General features: G+C 45.3%; 13 protein-coding genes. 8 read left to right on the top strand and 5 right to left on the bottom strand.

What is annotated here, in order from left to right:
- Positions 1-2: 2 nt before the first annotated feature.
- From ACHUFQ_RS13005 to mfd, 4 genes are all read right to left on the bottom strand, one after another.
- A complete protein-coding gene (locus ACHUFQ_RS13005) occupies positions 3-410 on the bottom strand; it encodes an ATP:cob(I)alamin adenosyltransferase (RefSeq protein WP_394176140.1) in 408 nt (135 codons plus the stop codon).
- A 10-nt stretch (positions 411-420) separates the two neighbouring features.
- The gene (locus tag ACHUFQ_RS13000; RefSeq protein ID WP_394176139.1) at positions 421-597 is read right to left on the bottom strand and encodes an ATP:cob(I)alamin adenosyltransferase; all 177 of its coding nucleotides are present in this window, start codon (positions 595-597) and stop codon (positions 421-423) included.
- A gap of 103 nt (positions 598-700) precedes the next feature.
- Positions 701-1951, bottom strand: a complete 1251-nt coding sequence (locus tag ACHUFQ_RS12995; protein WP_394176138.1) for a CsiV family protein — start codon at positions 1949-1951, stop codon at positions 701-703.
- A gap of 11 nt (positions 1952-1962) precedes the next feature.
- On the bottom strand, positions 1963-5454 hold the full coding sequence (mfd, locus tag ACHUFQ_RS12990) for a transcription-repair coupling factor (RefSeq protein ID WP_394176136.1): 3492 nt from the start codon (positions 5452-5454) through the stop codon (positions 1963-1965).
- A gap of 261 nt (positions 5455-5715) precedes the next feature.
- Here mfd and ACHUFQ_RS12985 point away from each other — a divergent pair, with 261 nt between their 5' ends.
- From ACHUFQ_RS12985 to lolE, 3 genes are read left to right on the top strand one after another with little or no spacing between them, the layout of a single operon-like run.
- Complete coding sequence (locus ACHUFQ_RS12985) at positions 5716-6951, top strand: lipoprotein-releasing ABC transporter permease subunit (protein WP_394176135.1); 1236 nt, start codon at positions 5716-5718, stop codon at positions 6949-6951.
- Positions 6944-7651 carry a lipoprotein-releasing ABC transporter ATP-binding protein LolD gene (gene lolD / locus ACHUFQ_RS12980; RefSeq protein WP_394176134.1) on the top strand — a complete coding sequence of 236 codons (708 nt, stop codon included), beginning with the start codon at positions 6944-6946 and terminating at the stop codon, positions 7649-7651. The genes ACHUFQ_RS12985 and lolD overlap by 8 nt, the downstream gene beginning before the upstream one ends.
- Before the next feature lie 8 nt (positions 7652-7659).
- Positions 7660-8910 carry a lipoprotein-releasing ABC transporter permease subunit LolE gene (lolE, locus tag ACHUFQ_RS12975; protein ID WP_394176132.1) on the top strand — a complete coding sequence of 417 codons (1251 nt, stop codon included), beginning with the start codon at positions 7660-7662 and terminating at the stop codon, positions 8908-8910.
- Between the two features lie 263 nt (positions 8911-9173).
- Here lolE and ACHUFQ_RS12970 read toward each other — a convergent pair whose 3' ends face one another.
- Positions 9174-9692, bottom strand: coding sequence for a DUF2062 domain-containing protein (locus ACHUFQ_RS12970; RefSeq protein ID WP_394176130.1), 519 nt, complete (start codon positions 9690-9692; stop codon positions 9174-9176).
- Between the two features lie 30 nt (positions 9693-9722).
- On the opposite strand from ACHUFQ_RS12970, the gene ACHUFQ_RS12965 reads away from it, so the two are divergent.
- Genes ACHUFQ_RS12965 through kdsB form a run of 5 tightly spaced genes read left to right on the top strand, consistent with a single transcriptional unit; the run spans position 9723 to position 15992 of the window.
- Positions 9723-12170 (top strand): DNA internalization-related competence protein ComEC/Rec2, encoded by a 2448-nt coding sequence (locus tag ACHUFQ_RS12965; protein ID WP_394176128.1) that lies wholly within the window; start codon positions 9723-9725, stop codon positions 12168-12170.
- A 33-nt stretch (positions 12171-12203) separates the two neighbouring features.
- Positions 12204-13973, top strand: coding sequence for a lipid A export permease/ATP-binding protein MsbA (msbA, locus tag ACHUFQ_RS12960; RefSeq protein WP_394176127.1), 1770 nt, complete (start codon positions 12204-12206; stop codon positions 13971-13973).
- Between the two features lie 60 nt (positions 13974-14033).
- Entirely contained in the window at positions 14034-15029 is a 996-nt protein-coding gene (lpxK, locus tag ACHUFQ_RS12955) for a tetraacyldisaccharide 4'-kinase (RefSeq protein ID WP_394176125.1), read from the top strand.
- The gene (locus ACHUFQ_RS12950; protein ID WP_394176124.1) at positions 15029-15208 is read left to right on the top strand and encodes a Trm112 family protein; all 180 of its coding nucleotides are present in this window, start codon (positions 15029-15031) and stop codon (positions 15206-15208) included. Before lpxK ends, ACHUFQ_RS12950 begins: the two co-directional genes overlap by 1 nt.
- A gap of 10 nt (positions 15209-15218) precedes the next feature.
- Positions 15219-15992 (top strand): 3-deoxy-manno-octulosonate cytidylyltransferase, encoded by a 774-nt coding sequence (gene kdsB, locus ACHUFQ_RS12945; protein WP_394176122.1) that lies wholly within the window; start codon positions 15219-15221, stop codon positions 15990-15992.
- The last annotated feature ends 256 nt before the right edge of the window (positions 15993-16248 follow it).

Genomic DNA, 16248 nt, shown 5'->3' with positions numbered 1-16248 from the left:
CATTAATCCTGATCTTTAACAGAGTCCAACACCAGCGAGTTATCACATACTCCCTGGCGTTGATTGATTCGCCGAGCCAGAACCAAAAAATAGTCTGACAAGCGATTTAAATAAGCGAGCGCAACAGGCGCTTGCGGATGTTGTTTATGCAAGGCAACCGCCGCGCGTTCAGCTCGGCGACAAATGGCCCGACACACACGGGCGTGAGCTGCCGTTTTATCGCCACCGGGCAAAATAGCACCCTGTTGCGTGGGCAATAAGCTTAATTTGCCATCAATCCATTGTTCCAATTGATCAATATGACAGGGCGCTAGTTTGCCTTGCGAATTTGTACTTTGACTGAGTTCGAACAGCTGTCGCTGTATGTCCGCAACTTCGCCAAGGGCCGGTGAATTCAGTGCTAATACCAATCACATTAAATTATTGCTCACTCAGTGAGAATTTAAAGGCTTTTAATAACCCTACATAAGCGTTGAGCTCCTCAATCACCCCGTAAAATTCAATGGCGGGATCATTTTTGCTAACTGATACATGTCGATTATCCGGCAGTTGGGTTATACCTTGATCGCCGTTACGTGTGTACAAAGATTCGCTCATATTTTTCTAACCCCTAATACTTAACGTCAGTCTCTAAGTGGACTGTTAGTCGGATACATTTGACTAGGTTTTGCCGAGTTTTGTCTGTATTTTTTACCGTTTGTTATTCATTCGCTTGTGATTGTTCGGTTGCAATTGCCATGTCATCTTCCGGTTGAGGACGCTCGTGACGACGGATCTGCACGATCATGCCCATAAAAGGGTGATCGAAATAATGCAGCTCACCTGAGATTACCCGCCGATTCTGCTTAAATGGAATCGACGTTACAATATTATCGACAGACGCTGTCTGATTTTTTTGTACCGCCTCAATGGTCTCTTCATTTAGTGGTCGATAAACATTAAATTCACTGTTGATAAATAAGTAGTGATCCAAATGGACTTTGAAAAAGCCTTCGATAAACCAGTCCTGATTTGGTCGGGCGATAAGCTGGGAAAGCTGTTGTGCTTGTTGCTGTTGACTGAGTAGCTGCTGTTGCTGTTGCAAGGTCGCTAATATCGGTGCAACGTCAATCTCGTCACCTGAAGCCTGCAATTGTTCGATGATGCGCTGCAGGTTTGCCTGAATCTGTTCTTCATCCCGAAGTCCCGATTGCGGCAATTCGACTTGTTGTTCGAGCAGAATTTCGTTTAACGTCTGTGCTTGCTCGGGGTATTGGAAATTTATGTTTTCACCCGCCATCAGCTTAACGGGTAATGCGTCGCCTTGCGCCAGTACTGGCTGGCGCCAACCAAGATGCAAGAGTGGGCGAAAATGCTGTGAACGAGCCAGACTGCGATAAATATGGCCAAGTTGTAGCGAACCCTGGGCAAGCAGGTAAGGCTGCTCGGCCTGCGGATTTTCGTAACCACTAAAATATTTCGGAATATAGGCCAGCTCGGTAATATCACCTTGCGTTAACTCATCGAACAATTGTGGCGGTTGTGCCGGTTTGCAGCCAAGCTCAATCGTAATATCCTGTGTCTCTTCCTGGCTTAGGGTATGACCCGCCACCGCAGCATCTAAATAAGCTTTGTCACTTGCCCGAGCCATATCAACCTTGGATGATTCGCATTCGGGTAGCGCGTGTTGGAAATTCTTTAATTCGGTTAAATACGGCTCGATAAGTTCAAGGCTTTTTCCTTGATATGGCGTCAGGATCCCAGTATCAAATTGTTCATTTGACAGGTACTGATTCTGTAATTGCTGAACCAAAATCACTTCAATTTCAAACCAGCGAGGCTGCTCTTCTTCAATCTGAGCGTTGCTTATCGTTGGCCACATCAAGCCAGCGGCGGACAAACTCAAAGCGGTGCTAGCAATGAGAGATTGATAAAAGTGATGTGCTTTTTTTGTTTTGCTTAGTCGCGTCATATTACTTCCAATCATGCGGCACTGGCACCAAAATCCGTCAGTAGCTGCTGCACGAGCTGAAATCTGGTTTTGTTGTCTTCAGTGTCTTTCACAAATTTTAATTTATTAGCGCCATCCATTTTAAACACCGTCGGTTGTTTTTGGATCAGCCCAATTATGACCATAGGATCGATTTGCGTGTGTTCGGCAAATTCCAGTGAACCACCTTTGGGGCCCGCATCGATTCGGGTAATGCCTATAGTTTCTGCTTTTAAGCGCAGTTTGGCAATATGAAATATATTTTTTGCGCTTTGCGGCAACAAACCGAAGCGATCGATTAACTCAACCTGAATATCATCAAGCTCTGCATCGCTGCCACAACTGGCAATGCGCTTGTAAAATGAGAGTCGGGTACTGACATCAAAAATATAGTCATCCGGAAGCAGAGCGGGGACTTTTAAATCCACTTCGGTTTGTTTGGCGTTAAGATCTTCTAAGGATGGTTGCTTACCGTTTTTCAGGGCGTTAATAGCCTGATCCAGCATTTCCATATACAGCGTAAATCCTACGCTCGCCATTTGTCCGCTTTGATCTTCACCGAGTAATTCACCAGCACCACGTATTTCCAGATCATGAGTAGCCAGCGCAAAACCAGCGCCAAGATCTTCCAATGAGGCTATCGCTTCCAAACGTTTGTGGGCATCTTTAGTCATGCGTTTTGGATGCGGAGTTAATAGATAGGCGTAAGCCTGATGATGTGAGCGACCCACACGGCCACGTAATTGGTGCAATTGTGCCAGACCAAGATGATCGGCACGATCCATAATAATGGTGTTTGCGGTGGGTACATCAATGCCGTTTTCAATAATGGTGGTACAAACAAGCACGTTAAATCGCTGGTGATAAAACTCGCTCATAATGCGTTCCAAATCTCGCTCGCGCATTTGTCCGTGCGCAGTTACGATTTTCGCTTCCGGCACTAATTCCTGAATCTCCTGAGCGGTTTTTTCTATGGTCTGCACATTGTTATGGAGAAAATACACCTGACCACCACGTAATATTTCCCGCAAGATAGACTCGCGGATCAGAGCTTCATCCCGTTGGCGCACAAACGTTTTAACCGCCAGTCGTTTGGCCGGTGCAGTGGCGATAATCGACAAATCACGCATCCCGCCCATGGCCATGTTTAACGTTCTTGGAATAGGCGTTGCAGTTAAGGTGAGAATATCAACATTGGCTCTGAGGCGTTTGATTTTCTCTTTTTGTTTGACACCGAACCTGTGTTCTTCATCGACAATTAGCAAGCCTAAATCATGGAATTTGATGTCATCGGACAATAGTTTGTGAGTTCCGATCAAGATATCCACCTTACCAAGTGCGATATCGGCAATGATTTGTTTTTGTTGTTTTGCGGTTTTAAATCGAGATAACACTTCAATATTGATTGGCCAATTGGCAAATCGGTCGCGAAAATTTTCATAATGCTGCTGGGCTAGCAACGTTGTAGGCACTAACACCGCCACTTGTTTATTGTCATTGGCAGCGACAAAGGCCGCGCGCATCGCCACTTCGGTTTTACCAAAACCAACATCGCCACATACCAGGCGATCCATGGGTTTATCATCGAGCATATCGGCGACCACACTGTGAATTGCCTGGAGTTGGTCGTCGGTTTCTTCAAAGCCAAAGCTTTCGCTAAAGTTGAGGTAATCTTGCTTGTCGCGCGTAAAGGCATAACCGGAAGAGCTTTCCCGTTTGGCGTAAATATCCAATAGCTCTGCGGCAACATCCCGAACTTTTTCGGCCGCTTTTCTCTTGGCTTTATTCCAGGCGTCATTGCCTAAACGGTGTAACGGCGTACTTTCGCTATCGCTACCACTGTAACGGGAAATCAAATGCAACGACGCGACAGGGACATAAAGTTTGGCATCATTGGCGTAACTTAAGACTAAAAATTCGGTGCTAAGCCCGGCATTTTCGATGGTTTGTAGCCCCTGGTAGCGTCCTATGCCGTGCTCGATGTGCACCACTGGCTGTCCTGGGGATAGTTCAGTCAGATTCTTAAAAATCGCTTCGCTATTGGTTTCCTGACTTTTATTGCGGCGTCGGCTTTGTCGCACCCGGTCAGTAAATAAATCGTCTTCACTGATAATGACCCAAGGCTGGCTGGGATCTTCAATCATAAAACCATTGGCAAGGCCATTGACGGTTATGCTGATTTGGGTGGGATCGGCAAAAGCCTTGTGGAGACTGTCGCGCGTTTTGGGTTTGATTTTTTCTCTGGCAAGTAGCTCAATCAAGGTTTCCCGTCGACCCTGGCTTTCGGCGATAAATACAATGTTGGCGCCACGCTCAGTCTGCGTCGCTATTAGATTAGTGAGCTTTTGTAATGGATGTTTAAGTTGGTGATTAACGGCGACATCGGTAAGTGGCGCGAGATTAAACTGGCAACTGCCACTGTCATTTTTATCCGTCGCTGTCTTACACAAAACCTTAGGATATGGCTTGAGCAAAGCGAACAGCTCTTCTACCGGAATAAATACGTCCTGAGGTGGCAGTAATGGGCGCAATGGATCATAACGCCGGTCTTCATATCGGTACTGAATATCGAGCCAGAATTGCTGCAACTGGCCCTGAACATCGCCATGTAAAATGACCTGAATAGCGTCTGGCAGATAATCAAACAGGGTTTGTGTTGATTCAAAAAACAGAGGTAAATAGTATTCGATACCGGTTGGCATAATGCCTTTACTGACCTGATGATATACCGAATCTTTTTCATTAGTGGCTTTTAAATTGTCGCGGTACTGCTGGCGAAACAGGTTAATGGTATCCGCATCGGATGGAAATTCGTGGGCGGGCAATAATTCAATTTTATCTAAACGATCGCCACTTCGCTGTGTATCGGGGTCAAATACTCGTATGCTGTCAATTTCATCGTCAAAAAAGTCCAGACGATAAGGCAATGGGCTTCCCATTGGGTAGAGATCCAATATCGCACCACGGGCTGAGAACTCACCATGCTCCATAACCTGGTCGACGGCGCGATAGCCGCAGGATTCCAGTTCCTGGCGAAGCTGATGCATGTCTTTATTTTGATTGGCTGCTATCAGCAGGCTATTGGCTTCTAAATATTGGCGCGGCGCTAAACGGTGACTCATTGTATGGGCAGGAACGATGACAATGCCTTCGCTCATGCGCGGCAGTTGATAAAGGGTTGCCAGACGTTGGGAAATGATGTCCTGATGCGGTGAAAAGTTATCATAAGGCAGCGTTTCCCAGTCAGGAAACATACAGATATCGAGCTTGTTATCATTAATAGATTGCAGTTCATGTTCAAGCTTCAGTGCCGAGCCCGTGTCTTCACAAATCACTAAAAGGACTTGTTTTTGCAGAAGCGCAGCTTGATATAAAGCCAGCGAATCGCTGCTGCCGGGAAGTTGTTGCCAGATCTTTTTATCGGCGATTGATTTCTTTGATGCGCTTGCCAGTGTCGGCCGGAATATGCTGCAATCTTGGGTCATGATACCTTCTGTATTGTCTGCCACGCTAAATAATGTGATAACGATAAACAGGAAAAAAGCGTGGATAATTGAGGTCGTTGCCGACCGATTTTCACATTGCTGCACAGATTGTAATTAGATCTCAAAGGGATGCAAGCTTGCAACGTGCTTTTCAAACGGCTGAGCAAGGGTTTTTTATTTTGTTCTAACGCATCACGCGACTTGTACTTATGTCGGCGACCTTTTATCATCAGTGCAATTCTCTCAAATTTATAAAACTAAATGTTTCAACCGGTTAGTCTTTTTATTGGCTTAAGGTATTCTCGCAGCCAAAATCGATCTGGATTTGTATCCTTTATTACGTTTTTTTCAATTGCCGGAATCTTACTTGGCGTCACCGCTTTAATCACTGTGGTTTCGGTAATGAATGGTTTTGAAGGGCAACTAAAAGAGCGCATTCTGGGTTTGGTCCCGCATACAGTGATAAGCTCTGAACAGCCAATTGACAATTGGCGGCAGGTTGCTGAAACCCTGCAGTCAGATCCACTGATCAGCAAAGCCACACCTTATGTGGAGAGTGAATCCCTGGTGCAATCGGCAACGCAATTGAGCGGGGTCTTAATGCAGGGAATTTTCCCTGAATACGAATTGTCCGATTCCATTATTGAAAAACATATGCAATTTGGCAGCCTTTCGGCTCTTATTCCTGGCGACTATAAAATGGTGATGGGAGCATCGCTGGCGCGCTCACTGGGCGTGTCGATTGGCGATAAAGTCCGATTACTCTTGCCCACCAAAACAATATTTACCCCGATGGGCAGGGTACCAGTACAAAGAACCTTCACCGTGGCCGGGGTATTTTACTTAGGCTCGCAGGTTGATAATCAAATGGTATTGGTGCACGGCAAAGATGCTGCGCGATTATTGCGTCGTAGCGGTGAAGGTGTGAATAATATTCGCCTGTATCTAAATGACGCATTTACCGCCAAAGATGTCGTCGCACAATTACAAACTCAGCCATTGCTGCAAAACTTTGAATTTTCTACCTGGGATAAAACCCAGGGCAATCTATTCGCGGCGGTGAAAGTGGAAAAAAATATGATGTGGCTGATGCTGTCTCTGATTATCGCGGTCGCAGCATTTAACATTGTTTCTGCACTGGTGATGGTAGTGATCGATAAACAAGGCGAAATCGGCATTTTACAGACGTTAGGCATGTCGCCAACAGGCGTGCTAAAGATATTTATGACCCAGGGCATGGTAAATGGAATTTGGGGAACCATTCTCGGCAGTATTGCCGGAGTTTTGGTAACGTTGAATTTAAATAGTATCTTGTCGCTATTTGGTGTCAATATTTTAGGCTCGGGCTTTATTATGCAAAAGTTACCAGTGGAGCTTAGAGTCGAACAGGTTTTGGTTATATTAATTTCCGCATTATTAATGAGTTTTCTGGCGACATTGTATCCCGCTTATCGGGCCTCCAAGACTCAACCAGCAGAGGTATTAAGGAATGAGTAAGGTATTGGATTGTCAGGGGCTGATAAAAGAGTATCGACAGGGTCCACAAATTACCAAGGTACTTAAGGGCTTGGATTTAACGGTGAATGCCGGGGAATTGGTCGCTATTGTCGGTAGCTCCGGTTGTGGTAAGAGTACCTTTTTGCATTTAGCGGGTGCGTTAGATACACCAACGGCAGGACGGGTATTGATTGATGATGTCGATATCTATCAAATCTCTGCCAGAAAACGGGCGCGCTTTCGCAATGAGAAACTTGGATTCATTTATCAGTTTCACCATTTGATGATGGAGTTCAGTGCACTTGAAAATGTGGCGATGCCTTTATTGATCCGTGGAGATTCCCCCAAACAAGCTAGCCAACAAGCGCAGGAAATGCTCGATAAAGTGGGATTGTCGCATCGCTTAAGCCATCGTCCATCACAATTGTCTGGCGGTGAGCGGCAACGGGTAGCGATTGCCCGGGCACTGGTGACCAAACCCTCTTTAGTACTCGCCGATGAACCGACCGGAAATCTTGATTTTGATACCGCCGAACAGATTTTCAATTTAATTCGTAAGTTGAATGAATCAGAAGGTACATCGTTTGTGGTCGTTACCCATGACCTGACCCTTGCATCAAGAATGGGGCGGCAGTTAAAACTGGATTATGGCAAGTTAGTTACTATGTCTGAATCGTCCGTTCAGAGTGCGGCGGAGTAACCCACAAAATGTTTAAACCGCTCAGCATGTTTCTTGGTTTACGGTACGTACGCACCCGTCATGGTCAAGGTTTTTCATCTTTTATTTCTGCGTCGTCAACCTTAGGTATCGCACTGGGTGTTATGGTCTTGATCATCGTCCTGTCGGCGATGAATGGGTTTGAGCGAGAATTAGCTAAACGTTTATTGTCAGTGATCCCCCATGGTGAATTTATCACCGTGCTTGAACCCATTGAAGATTGGCGTGATGAAATCCTGGTGGCAAAAGAGCACGGCAATGTTACTGCGGCAGCGCCGGTGATCAAGCTAAATGGCATGCTACAAAAAGGCGAAAATATCAAAGCTCTGGAAGTTCGCGCCGTCGATCCACAACTGGAAAAATCGGTTTCGGATATTGCCAGTTTTGTCAGCCAAGGCAGCTGGCAACAACTGCAGGGACAATCTCTGGTGATTGGTCAGGGGATCGCCAAAAAGCTCAAGGTTGAAGTCGGGGATACGGTCCAGTTACTAATGCCCCGGTTAAAACAAGGACAAGGGTTAAATGGGCGCTTTTTAGCACCGATTAAAAAGAATATGACGATTGCCGGGATTTTTAATTTTGGCGGTACGATTGATGATTCGATGGCGTTTATGCCATTGACTACCGGCGCACAATTTCTTGGTCTGGGTGATAGCGTTCACGGTATTCGAATTAAAGTGGACGATGTGTTTCAGGCGCCGAAGGTTGTCGCACAAATAGGGCAGCGTCTGGATATTTATGTGTATATGCACGATTGGACCAGGACTCAAGGTCATTTATTTAATGACATTCAATTGGTCCGAACCGTGATGTTTGTGGTGATGTTGCTGGTTATTGCGGTTGCCAGCTTCAATATTGTGTCCAGTTTGATTATGGCGGTAAACGAAAAGAAAGGCGATATCGCCATTTTGAAAACCATGGGCGCGGAACGGAAAACCATTATGCTGGCATTTGTTTATCAGGGGCTGGTCAATGGTGTGTTGGGGTGTGTCTTAGGTGGAAGCCTTGGGGTATTGTTGTCACAACACCTGACAGCGATTATTCGTAAACTAGAACAGTGGCTCGGGATGAGTTTTCTCTCCGGAGACATCTATTTTATTGATTTTTTACCGACCCAATTACAGACATCTGATGTGGTTACCACGATTACATCCGCGTTGATCTTAAGCCTATTGGCAACGTTATATCCGGCATGGCGCGCCACCCAAATCGAACCAGCGAAAGTGCTGGGGCAAGTCTAGCTTTCATCTTTTAGCGCACCGCTTCCAGGTGCGCTTGAACCTCAAAATACGTTCTGTAAATAATCTGGGAATGTACCCTAGGTGCTATTCACTATGATGCGGCCTAAACGTTAAGCAATACCCGTTAAGGTCACAGATTCAGAGCATTTCCCGGTCAGGCGTTTGATACTGGACCGGTGATTTAAATTGGCTTGGCTGGGTGCTAGTGGAGGATTGAAATTAACAAGGCGTGCTAGTGTGTTTGCTTACCAATAACGAGGGAATTAATCGCCATTTCGTTGTTGGCGATTGCGCCAGTTTCTTGACACGTTAAGCCGCCATAATGTGCTGATACCGATATAGCCTAATGTCGAGAAAAACACCGCGCAGACTAAACAGCCCAACAGAAATGGTGCCCACACTGCCGCCAGACTTTCGCTGATCCAGACCATACTTAATTGAAACGTAAAATCCTGCTGCGGGACGTTGAGCAATATGGTACCTAGCTTATAACAGCCATAAAAAATTGGTGGGATTGTAAAGGGATTACTTAACCATACCAAAGCAACCGCTAGGGGCAGATTGGCATGTAACCAGATAGCGGCGCCCGCGGCCAGGAGCATTTGAAAAGGTAAGGGTACAAACGCCATAAACAGACCAATTGCAAACGCTTTCGTTACCGAACGTCTGTTCAAATGCCAGAGGTTGCCATCATGAAGCAAATCTCCAAAGACCTGCAGGTGTTTGTGGCTTTTCAGTGTCTGATGATCTGGCAGCCAACGTTTTATCAGTTTCTTAGGCATAAAAGCTATTAATTAAGGACTACTATCACTATGGAACGGTGGTTGCTCACATTTCTTCTAGGGGCCATATTGTCGCTATTTTTGCCGACAGTACCAGAACTATTTTTAATTATTGCTATTTTAATCGTTGCAGTGATTTTACTTTTTTTCAATAACTTCAGGTTTATTAGTGGCTTGCTACTCGGAGCTGCATTTATATGGTGGCATGCACATAATCATTTTTCTGTGCTTAAAACCAATAATCTTGAAGGTATCGAATTTTTTAATCAGGTGATCGAACTTGAAGGAAATATCACTACCTTAGTCAACAATGATGCCATCGACAAACGTTTTACGTTTAACGTCCAGTCAATAAATACCAAGCCCCTCGCCACGCCCTTTAACGTGCGTTTAACCTGGTATCGAAACGCGCCTTTTCTGGCTCAGGGGCAGCGAGTTCGAGTCCAGACTCGACTAAAACCGGCCCATGGCCTGGCAAACCCGGGCAGCTTTTCTTACCAGCGCTGGCTATTAAGCAATGCTATTGTCGCTAAAGGATATGTGTATAACGACGAGAGGCAATCGTTTGCAAAGGTTAATTCTAATGCTAGCTGGTCGCAGCGGATCCTTGAAAATCTTAAATTAAAGGTAGAAGATTCAGATATTAAGCCGCTGATATTGGCGTTGACGCTCGGGTACCGTCAGGAGTTTGAACCTGAGCATTGGCAAGTATTACAAAATACCGGAACTGCGCATCTAATGGCGATTTCAGGTTTGCATCTTGGGATCGTTGCAACCTTAGGTTATTGGTTAGGTCGAATAGGTTTATTGTTGATGCCGGTAAATCTGTTCTACCAAAGATGGTTATTTTTCATGCCGGTAGTAAGCAGTCTGTTATTTGCTTTAACGTATGCTCAGCTCTCAAATTTTTCAACGCCTACGATGCGAGCCATGATCATGCTAGTGTTATTTTGGTTAATGCGTACCAGTCATGGCAAAGTGGATGCGCTTCGCTGGTGTTTGTACGGTATGTTTGTAGTGGTTTTATTTCGACCTTTTAGTCTGATATCCACGTCATTCTGGTTATCGTTTTGCGCATTAATAAGCATACTTGTATTGGTGTTTTGGGCACGACGGCTGCAATCATCAGGCTTTATGGCCAAAGCGTGGCTGTTTATTAAACTGCAATTGTCCCTGTCACTAGTGTTGACCCCAGTAAATTTATTGCTGTTTGGGCAATCGCCGCTGTTACCCTGGCTTGCCAATGTGTGGATTTTGCCTTGGTTCAGTCTGATAATAATGCCAATGCTATTGCTGATGACCATATTCTGCTTGTTTTCTCCAACGTTAACTCAGGGGTTGATTGAGCTTAGTACCTGGCAGTTAACCTTTATCTGGAAACAGCTCACCTTGCTCAGTGAACTACCATTTAGCATTGTCTATTCCTCCAATATTGTATTACTGCTCGCGTTTTTTGGCGCCATTTTTTTCCTTGCTTATAACGTGGGGTATAGCCCAAAGTTTAGAGCGCAACTGCTTGGTATTTATGCTGTGGTAGCGCTCGTGTTTAGCGCCTATCAATGGCCGTTAAATGAAGGGGGAAACCGTCGAGGATGGATAATCAATGTACTCGATGTTGGTCATGGACTGAGTGTGGTGGTTGAGCACAATAACAAGGCATTGATCTATGATACCGGAGCAAGTTCTCCAGGCGGGCAAAGTATTGCAAAATCGGTAGTGCATCCATTTTTACGGGCCCAAGGTCTGTTGCAACCTGATTTCCTGGTGGTTAGTCATAGTGATAACGATCATGCTGGTGGTCTGCCATATTTACTCGATCATACCGTGCCAAAACGTCTCATTGTCAACGCAACGGCGCTGCAGTTGAGCAAGCTTGCGCAACGGAAGCCAGACGGGGAGCATGATGATAAAAAATCAGTAATGCATGCGCCAACGCCCTGTCAGCGATCGTCAACATGGCAATGGCAGCAATTGACCATAACGGCTTTGTGGCCGGAAACGTTTCGGTGGCAGGAGAATGAAGATTCCTGCGTTTTATTGATTAGTGATGGGATCCATAATTTATTGTTAACCGGTGATGTCCCGGCATCGGTGGAAGCCAAACTGATCCCACAACTTAACGGCATAAGCATTGATGTCCTTATCGCCCCACATCATGGTTCAAAGTCTTCATCGTCACAGAAATTTATCGATGCGATTCGACCAAAGCATGTAATTTTTAGTACGGGTTACTTGAATCGCTGGAATATGCCCTCAAATACAGTGACGTCAAGGTATCAAAAAGTCGGGGCCAAATTACACAATACGGCCGATTCAGGGATGATTAAAGTGACTGTCATCGACGGCCAGATCCACGTTTCTTATTATCGACAACATATAGCGCCGCTATGGTTTTATAACCAGTTTGCTACACTTGCAGGGGATGAATCCAGCTTAAAGACATTGCAAAGAGTTGGTAGATCAAACAATTATCGTTAGAATACCGCAGTACCGGTTTACTTGAGAGTGTTAATGCAAGCTACAAAGTCGTTAGAGAGTAACGCCTCTGAGAAGAGTCGTACCTGGCCCAATTTTCGTCGTTTATTCACCTATACCCGAGGGCTGAGAGCCGGGTTAGTGGTTTCCATCATCGGTATGCTCGGTTACGCCGGTATCGACACGTTATTTTTCTCTCAACTTAAGCCGTTGATTGACGATGGCTTAACCCAATCCAACCCAGATATTTTAAAATATGCCCCTCTATTTGTATTGGTGGCGTTTTTATTCCGCGGCATATTTCATTTTATCGGCACCTATTGTCTGGCCTGGGTCGGAAATCATGTTGTAATGAAGCTGCGTCAGGAGCTATTCGAGCATATTCTTGCAATGCCAGTGTCATTCCATGACCAGGAATCTACCGGCGCTTTGATTTCCAAGCTAACCTACGATACCGAACAAGTGCTCAATACCGTTTCTAAAGCCGTATTAACGCTGGTTAGGGAAGGGGCGTTTGTTCTCGGCTTACTGGGATTGATGTTCTATTATTCCTGGCAACTATCTTCCATCTTTTTACTCATTACCCCAGTGATCTCGGTGATCGTGGTGATCGTTTCAAAGCGCTTCAGAGCCGTGAGCAAACATATTCAGCAGGCTATGGGGGAAGTTACCGGAGCCGCGGAACAAAGCTTTAATGGTCACAAAGTTGTTGTCACTTTTGATGGCCAATCCCGTGAAAATGACCGCTTTGCCAAGATAAACAATCAAAACCGTTTGCAACGTATGAAAATGGTTGCCGCCAAGGCGATTAGCGTGCCGGTGATCCAGATTATCGCGTCGTTTGCCCTGGCATTCGTGTTGTATGTTGCCAGCATGGATAACATGATTGAAAATCTGACGCCGGGCATATTCACCACGGTCGTCACGTCCATGATCATGTTATTAAGACCATTGAAATTATTAACTACGGTCAACAGTGAATTTCAAAAAGGTATGGCTGCCTGTACCAGCATATTCGAAGTGCTCGACCAGCCTGTAGAAAATGACACGGGGACGTTGGAACTGCAACGCAGTCGCGGTGAAATTGAATTTAAAGACGTTGAGTTTTCTTATGATACCGCGGAAAGCGCAGCGTTAGATAACGTCAGTTTTAAGGTTCCGACCGGGACAACTTTAGCCTTGGTGGGACGTTCAGGTTCCGGTAAGTCTACCATCAGTTCCCTATTGTTACGTTTTTATCGTGCGCAATCTGGTGCGGTATTAATTGATGGTGAGAATATTCTGGATTATCGGTTAAAGTCGTTGCGAAAGCAGTTTGCCTATGTGTCTCAACAGGTTGTACTGTTTAATGATACGCTGGCAAATAATATAGCCTATGGTCGCCCGGGTGCCAGCGAGCAGGAAATCATCAACGCCGCTAAACATGCTCATGTGTTAGAGTTCGCAGAAGATTTACCCGATGGCTTGCAAACGGTTATTGGTGAAAACGGTTCAATGCTCAGTGGGGGCCAGCGGCAACGTGTCGCCATCGCCCGAGCATTATTGTGTGATGCGCCGATCCTGATTCTGGATGAAGCGACCAGTGCTCTGGATACGGAATCGGAACGTCATATTCAGGATGCATTGAACTTTTTACAGAAAAACCGTACCTGTATTGTGATCGCGCATCGTTTATCTACGATCGAAAGCGCAGACAATATTGCGGTGATGGAGAAGGGCAAGTTAATTGAACAGGGAAGCCATGCGCAATTATTAGAAAAAGAAGGTGCGTATGCACAATTGCATAGATTCCAGTTTGGTGATTAATCGTCTGGATAAAATTTTCGGCAACGCAGGTAAACCAAGAGTAATGGCAAGGATGTTTAGATGCGCTTAATTGAACAAGCCTGGTATCGAAATCATGCTATAAAGTGGCTGCTGTTGCCGTTGTCATTATTATTCTGGCTCTTATCTTCAATCCGAAAATGGGCATTTCGAATCGGTTTAAAAAAGCGCGTTAATGTCGAGGTTCCGGTGATTATTGTCGGCAATATCGGTGTTGGTGGTAATGGCAAAACCCCGGTTGTGATTTACTTGGTTGACCTGCTTCAACAGCTTGGCGTTCAGGTTGGGGTAACCTCAAGAGGTTATGGCGGTACGGCGGAGTCTTACCCATTAAATGTTGATAATAACACCACCGCAGAGCAGGCTGGCGACGAGCCCGTCCTTATTTATCAGCGTTGCCAGGTGCCTACCGTCGTTGGTGCCGATCGGGTAGCAAATTGCCAGCATCTGGTTGCACAGGGTTGTCAGATTATTATCAGTGATGATGGCCTGCAACATTACCGTTTACAACGGGATCTGGAAATTGTCATTGTCGATGGTCAACGTCGATTTGGCAATGGCTGGCTATTACCAGCAGGACCATTGCGAGAACTTCCTGCGCGGCTACAAAGCGTCGACGCGGTGATTTGTAATGGCGGTGTTCCAGCTCACGGCGAGCTGCAATTGACTTTGCAACCCGGTTCTTTGGTTCATATTCAATCTGGTGAGACCATAAGTGTGCAACAATTTATAAACCATTATGGCGCAAATGTTCAGGCGTTAGCGGGTATTGGCAATCCTCAACGTTTTTTTGACACCTTGAGGGATTTAACGTTTGCTGTGGTTGAACCGACTGAATTTGTCGATCATCATAAATTTGTCGTCTCAGATTTTGCTGGGTTCGATTCAGCAATACCGCTATTAATGACCGAAAAAGATGCAGTCAAATGTCGGGATATATGCCCGGATAATGCTTGGTATTTACCCGTAGAAGGCGTATTGTCTGAGTCGGATAAGCAACGCTTACTTCATTTAATTAACACAAGAGTATTGAACTAATGGCTTTTGATATAAAACTTATCGATATCCTGGCTTGCCCAATTTGTAAAGGCAAGTTGGCTTATGATAAAGAACAACAAGAACTAATCTGTAAATTTGATCGCTTGGCTTACCCGATTGAAAAAGACATTCCGGTGCTTCTTGAAAACCAAGCCCGTAAACTGACTAGTGACGAGTAACGGGGATAATATGGGATTTACCGTTGTTATTCCGGCTCGTTATGAATCTAGCCGGCTGCCGGGTAAGGTATTAGCCGATATTCAGGGTAAGCCGATGATTGAATGGGTGGCAGAAAAGGCTATCGCTTCAGGAGCACAGCGCATCATCGTTGCAACTGATAATCAACGAGTTATGGCAGCAGTCAAACACTTGCCTGTTGAGGTTTGCGAAACCCGCGCAGATCATCAATCCGGTACCGAACGTCTTGCCGAAGTTGTAGAAAAATACCAATTTGATGAAAATGAAATTATTGTAAATGTGCAAGGCGATGAACCGTTTATCCCAAGTGAAAATATTGCTCAGGTAGCGACGAACTTGTCAAATCAGAGTCAGGCTCGAATGGCTACCTTAGCGGTAGAGATCACTTCTGGTGAAGACGTGTTTAACCCTAATGTCGTAAAGGTGGTTTGTGATAGACAGGGGTATGCATTGTATTTTTCGCGAGCAGGTATTCCTTTCGACCGAGATGAATTCAGTTTGATAAAAGACAACCAAGCGTCTTTACGTACGGAGTATTTGCGTCACCTTGGTATTTATGCCTACAGGGCCGGCTTTATCACGGACTATGTATCCTGGCAGCCTAGTTCGCTGGAACATATCGAAGCCTTAGAACAATTGCGAGTGCTGTGGCACGGTGAGAAGATTCACGTTGAAGTGGCGAAAAGTCATTTACCGGTAGAAGGTGTAGACACGGCTCAAGACCTGGAAAAAGCTCGGGCGTACGCAAAAACACTAATTCCTTAAACAATAGGAATACCTTAAATAGGAAAAGAGTCTATTAACACGAAATTGGCTCTTTCCTTCCTGCTCTTCTAATTTTTCTTAGCTCAGATGTCAGAGTCGTTTTATTTCTCTATGTCCTGATGCATTTGCAATGCTTTGGTCTTGTAAGTGAAAAGTTCGGGGGAGCCAGGAGAAATGTTTTATACCAATCACATTAAGTTTGTGCACAACTCAGAGTTAGGGCAGAGGTTCAGTTACAACATAGGTTTCATTGATA

This window comes from Thalassotalea litorea (assembly GCF_043642205.1).
Lineage (GTDB): Bacteria > Pseudomonadota > Gammaproteobacteria > Enterobacterales > Alteromonadaceae > Thalassotalea_A > Thalassotalea_A litorea.
Note: the sequence above shows the minus strand (reverse complement) of the source record. Positions and strands in the feature narration are given on the sequence as shown.

What these genes read in the sequence shown, in the direction of transcription:
- ACHUFQ_RS13000 (WP_394176139.1), bottom strand. Translation starts at nt 597, where the DNA reads ATGAGCGAATCTTTGTACACACGTAACGGCGATCAAGGTATAACCCAA.
- ACHUFQ_RS12995 (WP_394176138.1), bottom strand. Translation starts at nt 1,951, where the DNA reads ATGACGCGACTAAGCAAAACAAAAAAAGCACATCACTTTTATCAATCT.
- mfd (WP_394176136.1), bottom strand. Translation starts at nt 5,454, where the DNA reads ATGACCCAAGATTGCAGCATATTCCGGCCGACACTGGCAAGCGCATCA.
- ACHUFQ_RS12985 (WP_394176135.1), top strand. Translation starts at nt 5,716, where the DNA reads ATGTTTCAACCGGTTAGTCTTTTTATTGGCTTAAGGTATTCTCGCAGC.
- lolD (WP_394176134.1), top strand. Translation starts at nt 6,944, where the DNA reads ATGAGTAAGGTATTGGATTGTCAGGGGCTGATAAAAGAGTATCGACAG.
- lolE (WP_394176132.1), top strand. Translation starts at nt 7,660, where the DNA reads ATGTTTAAACCGCTCAGCATGTTTCTTGGTTTACGGTACGTACGCACC.
- ACHUFQ_RS12970 (WP_394176130.1), bottom strand. Translation starts at nt 9,692, where the DNA reads ATGCCTAAGAAACTGATAAAACGTTGGCTGCCAGATCATCAGACACTG.
- ACHUFQ_RS12965 (WP_394176128.1), top strand. Translation starts at nt 9,723, where the DNA reads ATGGAACGGTGGTTGCTCACATTTCTTCTAGGGGCCATATTGTCGCTA.
- msbA (WP_394176127.1), top strand. Translation starts at nt 12,204, where the DNA reads ATGCAAGCTACAAAGTCGTTAGAGAGTAACGCCTCTGAGAAGAGTCGT.
- lpxK (WP_394176125.1), top strand. Translation starts at nt 14,034, where the DNA reads ATGCGCTTAATTGAACAAGCCTGGTATCGAAATCATGCTATAAAGTGG.
- ACHUFQ_RS12950 (WP_394176124.1), top strand. Translation starts at nt 15,029, where the DNA reads ATGGCTTTTGATATAAAACTTATCGATATCCTGGCTTGCCCAATTTGT.
- kdsB (WP_394176122.1), top strand. Translation starts at nt 15,219, where the DNA reads ATGGGATTTACCGTTGTTATTCCGGCTCGTTATGAATCTAGCCGGCTG.